This is a genomic window from Burkholderia sp. MSHR3999 (genome assembly GCF_000833595.1).
In the GTDB taxonomy this organism is placed as follows: domain Bacteria; phylum Pseudomonadota; class Gammaproteobacteria; order Burkholderiales; family Burkholderiaceae; genus Burkholderia; species Burkholderia ubonensis.
In genome coordinates, this window is the sequence record NZ_JRFO01000007.1 from 1,068,001 (window position 1) to 1,083,856 (window position 15,856).

The 15,856-nt window shown below is 67.4% G+C and carries 12 protein-coding genes; 6 read left to right on the forward strand and 6 right to left on the reverse strand.

Annotated elements, in window-relative coordinates; genetic code table 11:
* The 3 genes from gsiD to KY49_RS28345 are packed head-to-tail and all read left to right on the forward strand — an operon-like array spanning position 1 to position 2,785.
* Positions 1-894, forward strand: a complete 894-nt coding sequence (gsiD, locus tag KY49_RS28335; protein WP_042587688.1) for a glutathione ABC transporter permease GsiD — start codon at positions 1-3, stop codon at positions 892-894.
* On the forward strand, positions 894-1,961 hold the full coding sequence (locus tag KY49_RS28340; RefSeq protein WP_042587689.1) for a P1 family peptidase: 1,068 nt from the start codon (positions 894-896) through the stop codon (positions 1,959-1,961). Before gsiD ends, KY49_RS28340 begins: the two co-directional genes overlap by 1 nt.
* A complete protein-coding gene (locus KY49_RS28345) occupies positions 1,958-2,785 on the forward strand; it encodes a M55 family metallopeptidase (protein ID WP_042587690.1) in 828 nt (275 codons plus the stop codon). The genes KY49_RS28340 and KY49_RS28345 overlap by 4 nt, the downstream gene beginning before the upstream one ends.
* A gap of 44 nt (positions 2,786-2,829) precedes the next feature.
* Here KY49_RS28345 and KY49_RS28350 read toward each other — a convergent pair whose 3' ends face one another.
* The 6 genes from KY49_RS28350 to KY49_RS28375 all read right to left on the reverse strand — a co-directional run bounded on the left by KY49_RS28350 (position 2,830) and on the right by KY49_RS28375 (position 12,141).
* Positions 2,830-3,180: a copper-binding protein gene (locus KY49_RS28350; protein ID WP_042587691.1), complete on the reverse strand. Its 351-nt coding sequence runs from the start codon at positions 3,178-3,180 to the stop codon at positions 2,830-2,832.
* Positions 3,180-6,383 carry an efflux RND transporter permease subunit gene (locus tag KY49_RS28355; protein ID WP_042587692.1) on the reverse strand — a complete coding sequence of 1,068 codons (3,204 nt, stop codon included), beginning with the start codon at positions 6,381-6,383 and terminating at the stop codon, positions 3,180-3,182. The genes KY49_RS28350 and KY49_RS28355 overlap by 1 nt, the downstream gene beginning before the upstream one ends.
* On the reverse strand, positions 6,380-7,897 hold the full coding sequence (locus tag KY49_RS28360; RefSeq protein ID WP_042588804.1) for an efflux RND transporter periplasmic adaptor subunit: 1,518 nt from the start codon (positions 7,895-7,897) through the stop codon (positions 6,380-6,382). Before KY49_RS28360 ends, KY49_RS28355 begins: the two co-directional genes overlap by 4 nt.
* Positions 7,898-7,908: 11 nt before the next feature.
* A complete protein-coding gene (locus KY49_RS28365) occupies positions 7,909-9,201 on the reverse strand; it encodes a TolC family protein (RefSeq protein WP_042587693.1) in 1,293 nt (430 codons plus the stop codon).
* Positions 9,202-9,292: 91 nt separating this feature from the next.
* Positions 9,293-9,658 carry a hypothetical protein gene (locus KY49_RS28370; protein ID WP_042587694.1) on the reverse strand — a complete coding sequence of 122 codons (366 nt, stop codon included), beginning with the start codon at positions 9,656-9,658 and terminating at the stop codon, positions 9,293-9,295.
* Between the two features lie 29 nt (positions 9,659-9,687).
* A complete protein-coding gene (locus tag KY49_RS28375; protein ID WP_042587695.1) occupies positions 9,688-12,141 on the reverse strand; it encodes an AsmA family protein in 2,454 nt (817 codons plus the stop codon).
* 306 nt (positions 12,142-12,447) lie between these two features.
* On the opposite strand from KY49_RS28375, the gene KY49_RS28380 reads away from it, so the two are divergent.
* From KY49_RS28380 to KY49_RS28390, 3 genes are all read left to right on the forward strand, one after another.
* Complete coding sequence (locus KY49_RS28380) at positions 12,448-13,467, forward strand: IS110 family transposase (protein ID WP_042585031.1); 1,020 nt, start codon at positions 12,448-12,450, stop codon at positions 13,465-13,467.
* Between the two features lie 385 nt (positions 13,468-13,852).
* A complete protein-coding gene (locus tag KY49_RS28385; protein WP_332451311.1) occupies positions 13,853-14,434 on the forward strand; it encodes a BON domain-containing protein in 582 nt (193 codons plus the stop codon).
* Between the two features lie 294 nt (positions 14,435-14,728).
* Positions 14,729-15,811 carry a glycosyltransferase family 9 protein gene (locus KY49_RS28390; protein ID WP_042587697.1) on the forward strand — a complete coding sequence of 361 codons (1,083 nt, stop codon included), beginning with the start codon at positions 14,729-14,731 and terminating at the stop codon, positions 15,809-15,811.
* Positions 15,812-15,856: the final 45 nt, after the last annotated feature.

Genomic DNA, 15,856 nt, shown 5'->3' on the forward strand with positions numbered 1-15,856 from the left:
ATGAACGCGACCGTCCAGACCGCGGCGAGCGCCGCGTCCTCCACGATCCGCACGCCGTGGCGCGAATTCTGGCGCAAGTTCCGCAAGCAGACCGTCGCGCTCGTCGCGGGCGGCTTCGTGCTGGTGCTCGTCGTGCTGGCGTTCGTCGGCCCGCACGTCGTGCCGTTCGACCCGGAAAACTATTTCGACTACGACGCGCTGAACGCCGGGCCGTCCGCCGCGCACTGGTTCGGCGTCGATTCGCTCGGCCGCGATATCTTCAGCCGGATCGTCGCCGGCACGCGCATCTCGCTCGAGGCCGGCTTCTTCTCGGTCGCGCTCGGCGCGGTGGTCGGCACGTTCTTCGGGCTGCTCGCGGGCTATTACGAAGGCTGGTGGGACCGCATCACGATGCGCATCGCCGACGTGCTGTTCGCGTTCCCGGGCATCCTGCTCGCGATCGGCGTCGTCGCGATCCTCGGCAACGGGATGATCAACGTGATCTGCGCGGTCGCGATCTTCAGCATCCCGGCGTTCGCGCGGCTCGTGCGCGGCAACACGCTGGTGCTCAAGCACATGACCTACGTCGAGGCCGCGCGCAGCATCGGCGCGTCGGACCGGACGATCCTGATGCGGCACATCCTGCCGGGCACCGTGTCGTCTGTCGTCGTGTACTTCACGATGCGGATCGGCACGTCGATCATCACCGCGGCGAGCCTGTCGTTCCTCGGGCTCGGCGCGCAGCCGCCGACGCCGGAGTGGGGCGCGATGCTGAACGAGGCGCGCGCGGACATGGTGACGGCGCCGCACGTCGCGATCTTTCCGAGCCTCGCGATCTTCCTGACCGTGCTCGCGTTCAACCTGCTCGGCGACGGGCTGCGCGACGCGCTCGATCCGAAGCTCGAGCGCCGCTGATGGCCGCGCCGACGATGTGGGCCGCGACGCTGCCCGCGGGCCCGCGCGGCACGATCGCCGACGTGCCCGGCGTGACGGTCGGCCATTGCACGCTCGATGCCGGCGCGGTGCAGACCGGCGTCACCGTCGTGAAGCCGCACGCGGGCGACGTGTATCGCAGCAAGGCGCCGGTCGGCGCGGCGGTGATCAACGGCTTCGGCAAGAGCGTCGGGCTCGTGCAGGTCGACGAGCTCGGCGTGCTCGATACGCCGATCGCGCTGACGAATACCTTCGGCGTCGGGGCGGTCGCGCACGCGCAGATCCGCGCGGCGATCGCCGCGAATCCGCGGATCGGCCGCGACTGGCCGACCGTCAACCCGCTCGTGTTCGAATGCAACGACGGCTACCTGAACGACCTGCACGCGTTCGCGGTGGGCGCGTCGCACTACGACGACGCGTGCCGCGCCGCGACGCGCGACGTCGTGCGCGGCGCGGTCGGCGCGGGGCGCGGGATGTCGTGCTTCGATCTCAAGGGCGGGATCGGTTCGGCGTCGCGGATCGCGGCGGCCGCCGGGCGTTCGTATACGGTCGGCGCGCTCGTGCTCGCGAATTTCGGCCGGCTGCCGATGCTGACGCTCGGCGGCGTGCCGGTCGGGCGGATCGTCACCGCGCGCGCGGCGGCGGAACAGGCCGCGCCGCCCGAACAGGGCTCGATCATCATGCTGCTCGCGACCGATGCGCCGCTCGACGCGCGGCAACTGGCGCGGCTCGCGCGCCGCGCGGCGGCGGGGCTCGCGCGCACGGGCTCGGTCTACGGCCACGGCAGCGGCGATATCGCGCTCGCGTTCTCGACCGCGTACACGATCGCCCATGACGCGCAGTTCGTGGCGCTGCCGGCGCTGCTCGCCGACAGCGTGCTCGATCCGCTGTTCCAGGCCGCGGCCGAAAGCGTCGAACACGCGATCGTCGATGCGCTGCTGCAGGCAGTGACCGTTACCGGGCGCGACGCTCATGTGCGGCAGGCGCTGCGCGACGCCGTTCCCGAGCTCGACCGCCTGCTCAACGAAGGACCCGCCACGCATTCATGAAGATCCTGATCTCGACCGATATCGAAGGCGTCGCCGGCGTGTTTGCCGTCGAGCAGACGCGGCCCGGCAATCCGGAATACGAACGCGCGCGCCGCTGGATGACCGCCGAGGCGAACGCGGCGATCGAGGGCGCGTTCGCGGGCGGCGCGCAGGCCGTCTGGGTCAACGATTCGCACGGCGGCTTCCGCAACCTGCTGCCCGACGCGCTCGATGCGCGCTCGCGCGTGGTGCTCGGCAAGCCGCGGATGCTCGGCATGATGGCGGGGCTCGAGCAGCGGCCCGACCTCGTGTTCATGATCGGCTATCACGCGAAGTCGCAGACGCGCGGGGTGCTCGCGCATACGATCAACAGCTTTGCGTTCACGCAGGTCTGGCTGAACGGCGTCGAGCTCGGCGAAGCGGGGCTGTACGGCGCGCTGGCGCAGGAATACGGCGCGCACGTCGCGCTGGCGTCCGGCGACGACGTGTTCGCCGAGGAGACGCGGCCGCAGTTTCCGGCCGCGCGTTTCGAGACGGTCAAAACGGCGGGCGGCGCGTCGTGCGGCGACACGCTGACGCCCGCGGCCGCGTGCGCATGCATCGCGGCCGCGGCGCGCGAGACCGTCGCGGGTGCGGCGGCGGCCGGCCTGCGCGCCGGCGCGCATCGACCCGCGCCGGCTGCGTGCACGCTGCGCGTGCAGAGCGCCGCGCTCGCGGACCTGTTCGGCATGCTGCCGGCGCTGGAACGGATCGATGCGGTGACGCTGCGCTTCGATGCGCCGTCGGTCGAGCATGCGGTGCGCACGCTGAACAGCCTGTCGGCGATGTCGTTCATGCTGCGGTGATCGGCGCGCGAACGGAAGCCCGCGCGCCGGCCGTCAACGCTTCGTCAGGAGCGCTTTTCGAGTTTCACGATGGTCAGGGTGCCGTTCACCTCTTCAACGCGCACCTTGACCTTGTCGCCTTCCTTGACCTGCTTGACCATCGCGGCATCCTTCGTCTTGAACCCCATCGTCATCGGCGGCATGCCGACGTTTTCCAGCGCGCCGTGCTTCAACGTGACCATGCCGGTCGCCGCGTCGACCTTCCTGACCTCCGCGTCGGTGAGCGCGTTGCTCGACGACGCCTTCATCGAGGAAGCCTTGGTCGGCATGTCCATGCCGGCCATGTCGTTGCCGGCGAATGCGGGCGTGGCGAAAGTGGCCGCAAGGGCAGCGGATACGACGATCATCTTCTTCATCAGACTTCTCCAGTTTGGTTGACGGGCACGTTCGTGCCGGAAGGGACTGCGTGGGGAAAATGGACGGCACTGGCCTGTCGTGCGCGACGACGCTGCAACAGGAACCACGCGGCGGGAATCACGAACATCGACAGAAGCGGCGCGGTCACCATGCCACCGACCATCGGCGCGGCGATACGCTGCATGACCTCCGACCCGGCGCCGTGTCCGACCATGATCGGAACGAGGCCTGCGAGCACGACGGCCACCGTCATGGCCTTCGGCCGCACGCGCAGCACGGCGCCTTCGCGAATCGCGTCGAGCAGCAGCGCCTCGGTGAGCGGCTCGCCGTCTTCCAGCCGGCGGTTGAGCGCGCCTTTCAGGTAGAGCAGCATGACCACCCCGAACTCGGCAGCGACGCCCGCGAGCGCGATGAAGCCGACCGATGTCGCGACCGACACCGCGTGGCCGAGTATCCAGACGAGCCAGAATCCGCCGACCAGCGCGAACGGCACGGTCGACATCAGCAGCAGCGCATCGGCGGCCGAGTTGAACGTCAGGAACAACAGCACGAAGATGACGGCCAGCGTGACGGGGATGACGGTTCGCAGCCTGGCCGCCGCGCGTTCCAGGTACTCGAACTGGCCCGACCACGCAATCGAGTAGCCGGGCGGCAATTGGACCTGCCGGGCCACGGCCTTCTGCATTGCCTTCACGGCGGACTGCAGGTCGGTGTTGCGGATGTCGACGTAGACGTACCCGGAGAGCCGCGCATTCTCGCTGCGTATCATCGGCGGACCGTCGGCGATTGCGATGTGCGCAACGTCGCCGAGCTGGATTTGCGCGCCGCGATCCGTGACGACCGGCAACTGCCGCAGCTTCTCGAGCGAGTCGCGAATTTCGCGCGGGTAGCGGATATTGATCGGGAAGCGCTCGCGGCCGGCAATCACCTCGCCGACGTTCTCGCCGCCCACCGCCGACGACACGACCGACTGGATAGCGGCTACCGACAGTCCGTAGCGGGCTGCGGCGAGCCGGTCGACGTCCACGTCGATGTAGCGCCCGCCGTTCAGCCGTTCCGCGAGTGCGGACGTCACGCCGGGAATGCCCTTGACGGCCGTTTCGACCTGCGTCGCGATGCGGTCGATTTGCGTCAGGTCCGATCCGGAAATCTTGACGCCCACCGGCGTCTTGATGCCGGTCGACAGCATGTCGAGACGATTGCGGATCGGCGGCACCCACACGTTCGACAGGCCAGGCACCTCGACCGTCCGGTCCAGCTCGTCGACCAGCTTCTCCGGCGTCATGCCCGGCCGCCACTGGCTGCGCGGCTTGAACTGGATGGTGGTCTCGAACATCTCGAGCGGCGCCGGGTCCGTGGCCGTATCCGCACGGCCCGACTTGCCGAACACCGTCGCAACCTCGGGCACGGTCTTGATGAGCCGGTCGGTTTGCTGCAGCAGTTCGCCGGCCTTCCCGGCGGAAATGCCCGGCAGCGCGGTCGGCATGTACAGCAGGTCGCCTTCGTCGAGCGGCGGCATGAATTCGCCGCCGAGACGCGAGATCGGCACGATCGTGAGCAGCAGTGCAACCACGGCGAGGCCAATCGCCGCCCATGGCCGGCGCAGCGTCGCGTCGAGCAGCGGACGATACAGCCGGATCAGCACGCGGTTGATCGGGTTCACGTGCTCGTGCGGAATCCGGCCGCGGATCAGGTAGCCCATCAGGACCGGCACGAGCGTGACCGACAAGCCGGCGGCCGCGGCAATCGTGTAGGTCTTCGTGAACGCCAGCGGAGAGAACAGCTTGCCTTCCTGTCCTTCCAGCGAGAACACCGGAATGAACGACAGCGTGATGATGAGCAGCGAGAAGAACAGTGCAGGCCCCACCTCGGCGGCCGACGTCGCGATGAGCTCCCAGCGCTGCGCCGCCGTCATCCGCGCATTCGGATGCGCATGCTCGAACGCCTCCAGGTGCTTGTGCGCGTTCTCGATCATCACGATGGCCGCGTCGATCATCGCGCCGATGGCGATCGCGATGCCGCCGAGCGACATCAGGTTCGCGTTGACGCCCTGGTAGCGCATCACGATGAACGCGGCCAGCACGCCGAGCGGCAGCGACAGAATGGCGACGAATGCGCTGCGCAGGTGAAACAGGAACACGGCGCAGACGAGCCCGACGATGACGAACTCCTCGACGAGCTTGTCCGTCAGGTTGTCCACCGCGCGTTCGATGAGCTGCGAGCGGTCGTAGGTCGTGACGACTTCGACGCCGGGCGGCAGCGAACGCTTCAGGTCGGCGAGCTTCGCCTTGACGGCATCGATGGTCTTCAGCGCATTCTTTCCCGAGCGCATCACGATGACGCCGCCGGCGACCTCGCCCTGGCCGTTCAGCTCGGCGATGCCGCGGCGCATCTCGGGGCCGATCTGGATGCGCGCGACGTCGCCCAGCAGCACTGGCGTGCCGGCGTCGTTGGTGCGCAATACGACCTTGCGGAAGTCGTCGAGCGAGCGCAGATAGCCGGACGAGCGCACCATGTACTCGGATTCCGCCAGCTCGACGACCGAGCCGCCCGACGCCTGATTCGCGTTGCCGAGTGCATCGGCCACCGCGGCCTGCGTGATGCCGTACGCGCGCAGCTTGTCCGGATCGAGCACGACCTGGTACTGGCGCACCATGCCGCCGATGCTCGCGACCTCGGAGACGTCCGACACCGCCTTCAGTTCGAACTTCAGGAACCAGTCGTTCAGCGCACGCAACTGCCCGAGGTCATGCTGTCCGGTCCGGTCGACCAGCGCGTATTCGTACACCCAGCCCACGCCGGTCGCGTCCGGCCCGAGCGAGACCGTCGCGCCCTGCGGCAGCCGGCTCTGCACCTGGTTCAGGTATTCGAGCACGCGCGAACGCGCCCAGTACGGGTCGGTCTTGTCGTCGAACAGCACGTAGACGAACGCATCGCCGAACGACGAGTACGCGCGGATCGTCTTCGCGCCCGGCACGCCGAGCAGCGTCGTCGCGAGCGGGTACGTGACCTGGTCCTCGATGACCTGCGGCGCCTTGCCCGGATACGATGCCTTGATGATGACCTGGGTATCGGAGAGGTCGGGCAGGGCGTCGAGCGGCGTCTCGGCGACCGAGTACAGGCCCCAGCCCGTCACGAGCACGGTCGCGAGCAGCACCAGGAAGCGGTTGCGGATGGACCAGCGGATGAGCCGGGCAATCATTGCGCGCCTCCGATCGGTTCGACCTTCGTCAGCTGGTAGCCGTCGTCCGACTGCTTGAAGACGAAGTGCACGGTCTGTCCCGCCTTGACGTCGGGGAATGCGCCGGGCGCGGGCTTGCTGAACGCCATCGTCATCGCGCCCCAGCCGAGCGCCGGCACGGGTTGATGGGAGAACGTGATGTCCGCGGCGGTCACGTTCTCGACCTTGCCGGTGGTCTCGTAGCTTTGCGCAGCAGCGGCAGGCGCGGCCGCGTCCGCTCCCGTGCCGCCCGCCAGCCTCGGCAGAACGGACTTCAGGCTCGCTTCGGAATCGATCAGGAACTGGCCGGACGCGACGACGGTGTCGCCGTCGTTCAGGCCGCTCAGCACCTCGGTTTCGTTGCCGATGTCATTGCCCACGGTCACCGTCGCCGGCTGAAGGCGCCCGTCGGCGTTCTTCACGATGACGACCGAGCGTTTGCCGGTCGTGATGACCGCTTCGGAAGGCACCAGCAGTCTCGACACGGCCTTCTGGCCGGCGACGCGCACGCGCATCAGCATGCCCGGCGTCAGCCTGAGCGCGGCATTGTCGATTTCCAGGCGTGCCTGCAGCGTGCGGCTCGTGGTGCTGATGCCAGGCAGGATCTCGCGGATGCGTCCGTTGAAGTGTTGTGTCGATTCGCCTGCGAACGTCGCGTCGACCGTCATGCCGGGCTGCACGTTCAGCGCGAGGGCCTCGGGAATCTCGACGACGAGCCAGAGTGTCGACAGGCCCGCTATCTTCGCGAGCGTCTGGCCGGGCGCGACCATCGCGCCGTCACGGACGTTCAGTTCGCTGACGACGCCAGCCTCGGGTGACGTCAGCACGACGTGCGTCCGGGCCTTGCCGGTTCGGTCGAGGCTCGCGATGATGCCGTCCGGAATCGACATCGCGCGCATCCGCGCACGCGAGGCTTCGAGCAAGCCGGCATCCATCCCGCCGCGCTTGAGCGCGAGATATTCCTCCTGCGGCGCGAGCCAGTCCGGGACGAACAGCGACGCGACCGGCGCGCCCTTCGCGATGCGCTGCATCGGCGCGCTCGCATACAGCCGGTCGATGTAGCCGGTGACGCGCGACTGCACGACAGCCGCGCGCGATTCGTCGAATTGCGTCGTGCCGACGGCGTCGAACCCGCCCGCCGTGTCCTGCCGGCGCACGCTTGCATAGCGAATGCCGAGATTCTGCTGCAGGCCCGGGTCGATCCTGATGCCGGAAGCACCGCCGCCTTCGTCCGCGTAAACGGGCTCCAGTTGCATGTCCATGAAAGGCGACTTGCCGGGCTTGTCGAAATGCTGGTTCGGCACCATCGGGTCGTGCCAGTACAGCACCTTCCTGCCGGTCTTGGGGTCGGTCCTGTCGCCCGGCGAGGCAGCGGCAGTCGAGGCTGCCGCGGCGGGGGCGGCCGCGCTGCGTGTCCCCACGACGTATCCTGCGCCGAGCAGCGCCGCAGCGGCGAATAGTGCCGACGCCGCGCGCACCAGTGGTTTCTTGGTCATGTTGTTCTCCGTCACCGAGCGGCGGCCATCGTCGATGGCACGACCTGATATTCGAGTTGAGCCCAGGTCAGCGATACCTCGCGCTTGAGGTCGAGCACCTGCAACTGCGCTTCCAGTTGCGCTCGGCGGGCCGCGAACGTGTCCGCGAGCGAGCCGCTGCCCGCGCGATAGGCGGCATTCGCGAGTTGCACGCGCTGGTCCGCGGCGGGCAGCAACGACCGGCCCAGATTGGCGATGCGCTCGCGCCCGCTCGCCAGGATCGCGGATTGTGCGCGGATGTCGGCCTGCACCTGTCGCAACGCGTCTTCGTACATCAGCCGTGCCTTCGTGGCGAGTTCGGCTTTCTCCGCGACGTCGCGGTTCTGTCGGTTCTTCCGATTCAGCGGCAACGGAATGGTGACGCCGACCGACACCATGTTCGAGTACGCACCGCCGCGTTGCTGGTACGCGACCTCCCACGTCCAGTTCGGGCTGCGCTCGCTGTTGGCGACGGCCGTATCGGCTTCGGCGACTGCGATGTCGTCAGCGGCGGCGACGAGCGTCGGTTGCGACAGGCGCAGTTCGTCCGGCGGGAGCGACGACACGAAAGACTCGGGCGCCGGCGGTTCGCCAGTCACCTCCGAAACCGGAACGGCCGTCCAGCGCGACAACCCGATGAGCGCGGTCTGATAAGCCTGCTGCGCCTTGAGCACCTGGTCCTGAGTCTGCGCGAGCATCGCCTGCGCCTGCACGACGTCGGCGGCGCTCGCCTTGGCGCCGCGATACGACGCGTTCGTCGCCGCCAGCTCATGGCGCATGTGGTCGAGCAGCGCCTGCTGCAAAGCGAGCGCCTTGTTCGCATACACGGCGTTCAGCCAGGCCGCGGCGGTTTGCTGGCGAACGTTGGCGAGTTGCGCGAGATAGCCGGCGCGCTCGCGCCCGACCATCTCGTTGGCCAGCGCGGAACGCAGCCGCCGCTTCTCGCCGGACACCCATTCCTGTTCGATGCCGATACGGCGCATCGTCATGAAGTCCTGGCCGATGGTGAAGCGTTGCGGACCGTTGACCGGCAGGTTGTCGATGCCCGCCTTGAGCATCGGGTCCGGCAACTGGCCGGCCTTGACGGCCGCCTCCGAACTGGCGCGCACCGACGCCTGCGCGGCCTGCATCGATGAAGAGCGATCGGTCGCCGCCTGCAGCGCGGCGTCCAGCGTGAATGGCGCCTGCTGGGCGTGAGCGACGCCCGCGACGAGAAGCGCGGCAACAAGCGTGTGCACGCGACACGGAACACGCCGACGCAGCGGCGTGCCGAAAATGAATGGCATGTTCTAACCCCAAAGGCGAAATCCCATAGGGATTCCACGTCCGGCATAGGACGAACTTCACCGCAACCGCGGTGAACCTGTCAGCGAGGGATCAGACGAGACGCGGAGGTCGCCACAACCCGTTCGGGTCGCGGACCGGCAGAGACTGGATGTAGTGGAAGACGACGGGCGTACCTGACACAGCCGGCCGGCTGATGTCGGCCGTGGCGGCCGGATGGTAGAGGCTGCCGAACTGGCATTGGGCCGTCACTTTGCAGAACGCGCCCTTGGCCTTGGCTTTGTCGACGGACGATGCCTTCATCGATTCGCAGCCCGGCATGTCGGACTGGCCGGCGTCCGCGCCCATGGCCGTGGTTTGCTGCATCGGACATTCACCGGTCAAGCCGCTGGCTGCCAGCCCGCTGATGGGCAGCACCGCGCAGAGCAGCAGCAGGATGAAGGTCCGGAGCAGTTTCATGGCGGCGATTATAGCGTGTAGCCCGGCGATCAGTGTCCCCTGGACGTCGAAGGGGAACCTTCGGCCACGCCCGGATTCGCCGCGGCCCCCGACGACGGCGCCGCCGCGCCGCTGGTCGCTTGCGCCGCGCGTCCGGCAGGGGGCATCCCCAACACACCGGAAGCTGCCTTCATATACGCCGGCGCCGGTGCGGGTTTCTTTCGCACGCCCGGCGGCGGCGCCGTCGGCCGCTTTTCCATGTCGGCAAGCATCTGCTGGCATGGCAGGGGCCGGTTGTTGCTCGGCTGAATCAGCGCGATGAGCGACGCGAACGGATTGAGCAACCCCAGTCCGACCACCGCGCCGCCGCGTGCGATCAGCGCGCCCGGCTGAACGCCGACGTGCGGCTGCTTGAACGTCCCGCGCACATACAGCGGCGAGCGCAGCGAAATCACCCGGAGGCCTTTGGTATGCGGGTGTATCCGCAGATTCATCGTCTCGTCGCGCATGTTGATGTTGCCGTCCATGTCGATCACGGCGTCGTCGGTATCGATTGCGAATACGCGCGAATCGAACACGCCGTTGGTCGCCACCAGGTCGGCCGCCGCGCAGTTGATCTTCACGTCCCGCTGGCCGAACAGCTTCTCGTACACGACGTTCGCGACGTTCAGTCCCGCCGCTTCCATCAGCAGCCGGCTGACGGTGCCGTCGGTGACCAGCGTCTTCACCTCGCCGTTGGAACTCGCCGCAAGCGCCGCCGGCGAATTGCCGGTCGCCGACAGCGCGATATCGCCGTTGATTTCGCCCAGGCTCGTCTGCATCACCGCGAAGGTCGGAAAGAGCTGCTTGAGCCGCAGGTGCCGCACTTGCATCGACACGCGCGCCTTCAGGGGCGCGGCGTTGCCGTCGAGGCGCATCGTCGATGCGAGGGTGCCGCCGGCGACGTCGAATTTCAGCGGATCGAGCGTCAGCACGCCGTCGCGCAGGATGACGTGCGTGTCCAGCGCGGTGACGGGCAGGTTGACGTTCTTGATGATGCGCCGGCCGGTGAACGTCACGTTCGCGTCGATCGCTTTCCACCGCTCGGTATGGAAGGCCTCGACCGGCACCGCCTTGGCGGCGGGCTGGTGCGCGGCCTCGCCGCGGCGGCTCTTGCTCGCGTTCGAATCCGCGCCGATGATCGGCGCGAGATCGGTGAACTGAAGCAGATTCGACGCGGTCTTGCCGTACAGCACCGGTCTCGGCTCGCGCGCCTCGTAGGTCAACGAGCCGTTCAGGTCGCTGCCGCCCACGCGGCCGGTGAAGTTGTCGTACTTGAAGATGTTCCCCGCTTCGCGAAACTGGCCGACCAGCCGGCCCTCGGTCGCGAACGGCCGCGTTTCCGGCAACGTGACGCCGCCGATCTCGTACAGATGCGCCATGCTGATTCCCGCCAGCCACAGGCGCAAGTCGAGCGCCGCGAGGTGGGCCGGATCGGTCAGCGTGCCGACCAGCGCGATGCGCGTGTCGCCGATGCGCAGGCTCGCCTGCACCGGGAACGGCCGCCGCGCGTCCTGCAACGCAAGCACGCCGCCAACCTTCCCGCTGCCGCTCAGCGGCATCGTCCGGTACGTTCCATCGACGGTCCAGCCGATCGCATAACCCCCGATCGCGCGTTGAACGGAAGGCGAGCCCGCACGGCTCGCGCCGGATGCCGCGGCGGCGCTTGTGGTCCCGGACGCCGTCGGGGGCGCGGCTGCGGAAGGCGAGGGCGCGGGCGCCGCCGGCAATTCGCCGGAGGCCGGGGGCGCGCCTGACGCCTTCGACGCCCCGTGCGCGGTCTTGGCCCGCACCTGTGCGTTGAGCTTCGTTGCGTTCGCGCTGCCGACGACTCCGGCCGATTCCTGGCGCGAGTTTTTCTCCTGCTGCCTGAGCACGTCGCCGAACGGAATCGGCTGGCCGAGCGTATCGATCGCCGCCTTCAGGTCGGCGCGCTTGACCTCGTCGTAATAGGCGGCGCGGCCCTTCATGAATGCGATGTCATGCAGGTCGAGCGTCCACGTGCGCGGCCTGGCGGCGGATTTCAGCTTGAACGTCCAGTTCTCGCGCCCGTCCTTCAGGCGTTCGAGATCGACCGACGGATTGACGAGCTCGATCGACGGAATGACGATGCGCCGGTCGAGCAGCGGCAGCGCGGCCACGTCGAAGCCGATGGCGTCGAGCGTCGCGAAGTCCTTCGCGCGCGCCCAGTCGGGGTTCGCGATCACGATGTTGCGCGCGGTGAACCTCGGCCACGGCACCCACGCACGCCATCCGTGCTCGAACGGCGGCCGGTGCCAGTCCACGCGCAGGTCCCCGTTGATCGAAAACTGCCGTCCGATGGCTTCGGACACCTTGTCATCGATCCACGGGCGAGCGCGGTTCCAGTCGAACGTCTGGACGAAGACCGCCAGCGCGCCGACCACCACGGCGACAGTCACGATGAGCGCTGCGACGATCTTGCCGAACGGGCGTGCGATGCGCATTGTCCACTCCGGGTTGCCCACGAACGACAGCTACCCAGCAATCCGTGTTCCTGCATGCGGGTCAAGAACAGGCGTTCGACCAATCCGTCTACGCGACCGGGTACGCGGATTGCGCGCCCACTCGTTGCTTCCGCCGGCAGGACGGCATGAAACGGTCTGCGCTGGAAGCGACCAAGGAGAATTGAAATGAACGCGTCCCACCCGAGGCAGTGAAAGCAGAGGAAGTGGGTGGATCCTCACGGGCCGACGGCATCGAAGTGCCCAGGTGGAAAATGCAAGCATTTCCCGGCAACCGGAGGATCCACGATGAACAGTATGGCCGTAGGCGTAGATATCGCCAAGCAGGTTTTCCAGGTGCATTACGTCGATCAGGAAAGCGGAGAGATCGTGAACAAGCCGATCAAGCGGGCAAAGTTTCTGGAGCACTTCGCCAACCGTGCGCGGTGCCTGATCGGAATGGAGGCGTGTGGTGGCGCGCACCACTGGGCCCGTCAATTGACGAAGCTGGGTCACGAGGTGAGGCTGATGCCGGCGCAGTTCGTGAAAGCGTTCAACATTCGCAACAAGAACGATGCGGCGGACGCGCGGGCGATTTGGCTGGCGGTGCAGCAGCCGGGCAAGCCGGTGGCGGTGAAGAGCGAGATGCAGCAGGCGATGTTGGCGCTGCACCGCATGCGTGAGCAGTTGGTGAAGTTCCGCACGATGCAGAGCAACGGACTGCGCGGTTTGCTGACGGAATACGGCGAGGTGATGAGCAAGGGCCGGGCGAAGCTGGACAAGGAAATACCGGCCGTGCTTGGCCGGATCACCGAGCGCTTGCCGGCGGCGCTGATCGAGACGTTGCGCGAGCAGTGGAACGGGTTGGCGAGGCTGGACGAGCAGATTGCCGAAATCGAGCGCCGGATGCGCGACTGGAAGAAGGAAGAGCGGGCCGTAAAGGCGATCAGCGAGATACCCGGCGTCGGGTTGCTCACGGCCACGGCGGCGGTGGCGATGATGGGCGATCCGAAAGCGTTCAGCTCGGGGCGAGAGTTCGCGGCATGGGCCGGATTAGTGCCCAAGCAGACCGGCTCGGGCGGCAAGGTGAACCTGCACGGAATCAGCAGGAGAGGCGACACATATTTGCGCACGCTGCTGATCCATGGTGCGCGAAGCGTGTTGACGCATGCGAAGGAGCCCGGCCCGTGGGTCGAGCAGATGAAGAAGCGGCGGCCGATGAATGTGGTGATCGTCGCGCTAGCGAACAAGATGGCGCGCACGATCTGGGCGGTACTGGCCCATGACCGGCCGTATCAGAAGGACTACTTGAGCGTGAAACCGGTCTGAACGGCTCAGGCGAGGTAGAAGACCAACGTTTAACACAGGGTGAACGTCGAAAGGTTGCGCAGCAATCGAGTGTGATGACAAGTCAGGTAGGACCGGGACTTGCTAAACCTGAATCACGTGACGAGCTTCGAGCTCGCCAGGAGAATGAGGGGCGAGTCAGCGGATTTCATAGAGGCCCGCAGCGGCAGGATCGGCTGCAACAAGGCCGGATATAGAGCTGCAGCCATCCTGTCTGTCTGAACATTCGAAAACTGTTGCAAACGGGACGCGTTCATATAGAGACGTGATGCAAAAACGATATCCCGGCCGGCCAATGGATCGACGCGGCCCGCAGAAGTGGCAAGAGCGCAACGAACGCGCGTACTGGGGCGCCGGCGAACGCGACGTGCCGAACTACGACGAATCGCTGTTGCCGGAGGACGAATACGAGTCCGCATATCGCTTCGAATCCGAACGGACGGACCCGGAGGACTGGGGCCGTGAATGGGGCGGCCGGGCGGATCGCGTACCGCGTGCTCCTGGTCGGCGCGCCTACGGCGCCGATCGCTACGACGGCCGCCAATACCTGCCGTCTTTCGGCGGCCCGGGCATCGAACGCAGCGTCCCGCGCTGGCGTCGAGGGCCGAAAGGCTATACGCGCTCGGACGAGCGCATTCGCGAGGATGTCTGTGAGCGGCTCGCCGGCGCGCTCGGCATCGACGTGAGCGACGTCAGCGTCACGGTGCAGGATGGCCGGGTCGAACTCGACGGCACCGTGCCGGTGCGCTGGATGAGGCACGGCATCGAGGACATCGCCGATAGCTGCATGTACGTGCGCGACATCGAAAACCGCGTGAAGGTCCGTCGAGCCGAGGACGACAACCGGCCGCAAGTGTTGCGTCCGGATCAACGGACCGTGACGCTGACGCTGCAACCCCGCAGACAGGAACCCGACGGCGCCCCGTCCGGACGAAAGCCGCGCCGCTGACATTCGCCTGATAAACCGTGAGTGCATCCGTCTGACGCGTGCATGCGACGCCTATGCGCTCGTGCCGGAGAGGCGGCGGGGCGAATTTACAGCGCGGTTATAAAAACGCCCTCGATGATCGCGACACGACGCCGATGCCGCGGCCGGGGCGAATTCGATGACCGGCAGGCACGGAAATCGCTCATTCCTGTTCAGCGGCGCGTTCCTCGACGAACCACGCTCGCCATTCCTCCCGCGTTGCTCTTCTGGCCTTTCACGCGGGCGCGGGGCGCTGCATTTCAGGGTGCTGTTGCCATGACATACGATCATTCGTTGCCCGAATTCCCTGGCCGACCTCGCATCGCAGTGTTCCGGGCACTGCAACTCGGCGACATGCTGTGTGCGGTGCCCGCATTGCGCGCGTTGCGGCGCGGTGAGCCCGAAGCGCGCATTACGTTGATCGGCCTGCCGTGGGCGCGCGAATTCGCATCGCGATTCAGCGAATATATCGACGATTTCATCAAGTTTCCCGGTGCGCCGGGCTTCGTCGAGCAAGCCGAGCCGGATGCGGCGCAATCGGAGGCGTTCCGCTCGACATGCCTCGCGCGCGGGTTCGACCTCGCGCTCCAGCTTCACGGCAGCGGCGAGCAATCGAACGCGGTCGTCGCCTCGCTCGGCGCGGCGCGCACCGCGGGCTTCGTGCCGGCGAGCGGCCATGCCGTGGCGCTCGACCACGCGATTCCGTGGCCCGCCGACCAGCCGGAGATCGCGCGCTATCTGCAACTGATGCACAGTCTCGGCTACGACGATTGGGGCGACTATCTCGAGTTTCCGCTCGGCGGCCTCGACTATGCGATCTGGCAGGTGCTCGGCGAGAAGCACGAGCTGAAGCCCCGCCGCTATGCGGTCGTTCATCCGGGCGCCCGGATGCCGTCGCGGCGCTGGCCGGTCGAGCGTTTTGCGGGCGTCGCGCGCTGGCTCGCGGAGCACGGCCTGCAGATCGTGCTGACCGGCACGCGCGGCGAGGAGGATCTCGCGGCCGCATTCGTCGCGAGCCTCGGGCAGCCGTGCGTCAATCTTTGCGGCGGCACGCCGCTCGGCGCACTCGCGGCGCTGATCGCCCGCGCGCGGCTGCTCGTCTCCAACGACACCGGCGTGTCCTACATCGCGGCGGCGCTCGGCACGCCGAGCATCGTGATCGCCTGCGGCAGCGACGTCACCCGCCGGGCGCCGCTCGATGGCGAGCGGCATCGCGTACTGGCGGTCTATCCCGCCTGCCGGCCGTGCATGTTCGAAGCATGTCCGTATGAGCACGTGTGCGCGGCTGCGATCGGTGTCGACGAAGTGATCGGCCAGGCCGATCAGTTGCTCGGCAAGGACGGGCGCCACGCACGGTGAGCGGCACGCGATTTGCGTCACCGTGAGCGGATCGGCGCAATGCCG

What these genes read in the sequence shown, in the direction of transcription:
- KY49_RS28380 (WP_042585031.1), top strand. Translation starts at nt 12,448, where the DNA reads ATGAACAGTATGGCCGTAGGCGTAGATATCGCCAAGCAGGTTTTCCAG.
- KY49_RS28355 (WP_042587692.1), bottom strand. Translation starts at nt 6,383, where the DNA reads ATGATTGCCCGGCTCATCCGCTGGTCCATCCGCAACCGCTTCCTGGTG.
- KY49_RS28350 (WP_042587691.1), bottom strand. Translation starts at nt 3,180, where the DNA reads ATGAAGAAGATGATCGTCGTATCCGCTGCCCTTGCGGCCACTTTCGCC.
- KY49_RS28340 (WP_042587689.1), top strand. Translation starts at nt 894, where the DNA reads ATGGCCGCGCCGACGATGTGGGCCGCGACGCTGCCCGCGGGCCCGCGC.
- KY49_RS28370 (WP_042587694.1), bottom strand. Translation starts at nt 9,658, where the DNA reads ATGAAACTGCTCCGGACCTTCATCCTGCTGCTGCTCTGCGCGGTGCTG.
- KY49_RS28345 (WP_042587690.1), top strand. Translation starts at nt 1,958, where the DNA reads ATGAAGATCCTGATCTCGACCGATATCGAAGGCGTCGCCGGCGTGTTT.
- gsiD (WP_042587688.1), top strand. Translation starts at nt 1, where the DNA reads ATGAACGCGACCGTCCAGACCGCGGCGAGCGCCGCGTCCTCCACGATC.
- KY49_RS28365 (WP_042587693.1), bottom strand. Translation starts at nt 9,201, where the DNA reads ATGCCATTCATTTTCGGCACGCCGCTGCGTCGGCGTGTTCCGTGTCGC.
- KY49_RS28375 (WP_042587695.1), bottom strand. Translation starts at nt 12,141, where the DNA reads ATGCGCATCGCACGCCCGTTCGGCAAGATCGTCGCAGCGCTCATCGTG.
- KY49_RS28390 (WP_042587697.1), top strand. Translation starts at nt 14,729, where the DNA reads ATGACATACGATCATTCGTTGCCCGAATTCCCTGGCCGACCTCGCATC.
- KY49_RS28360 (WP_042588804.1), bottom strand. Translation starts at nt 7,897, where the DNA reads ATGACCAAGAAACCACTGGTGCGCGCGGCGTCGGCACTATTCGCCGCT.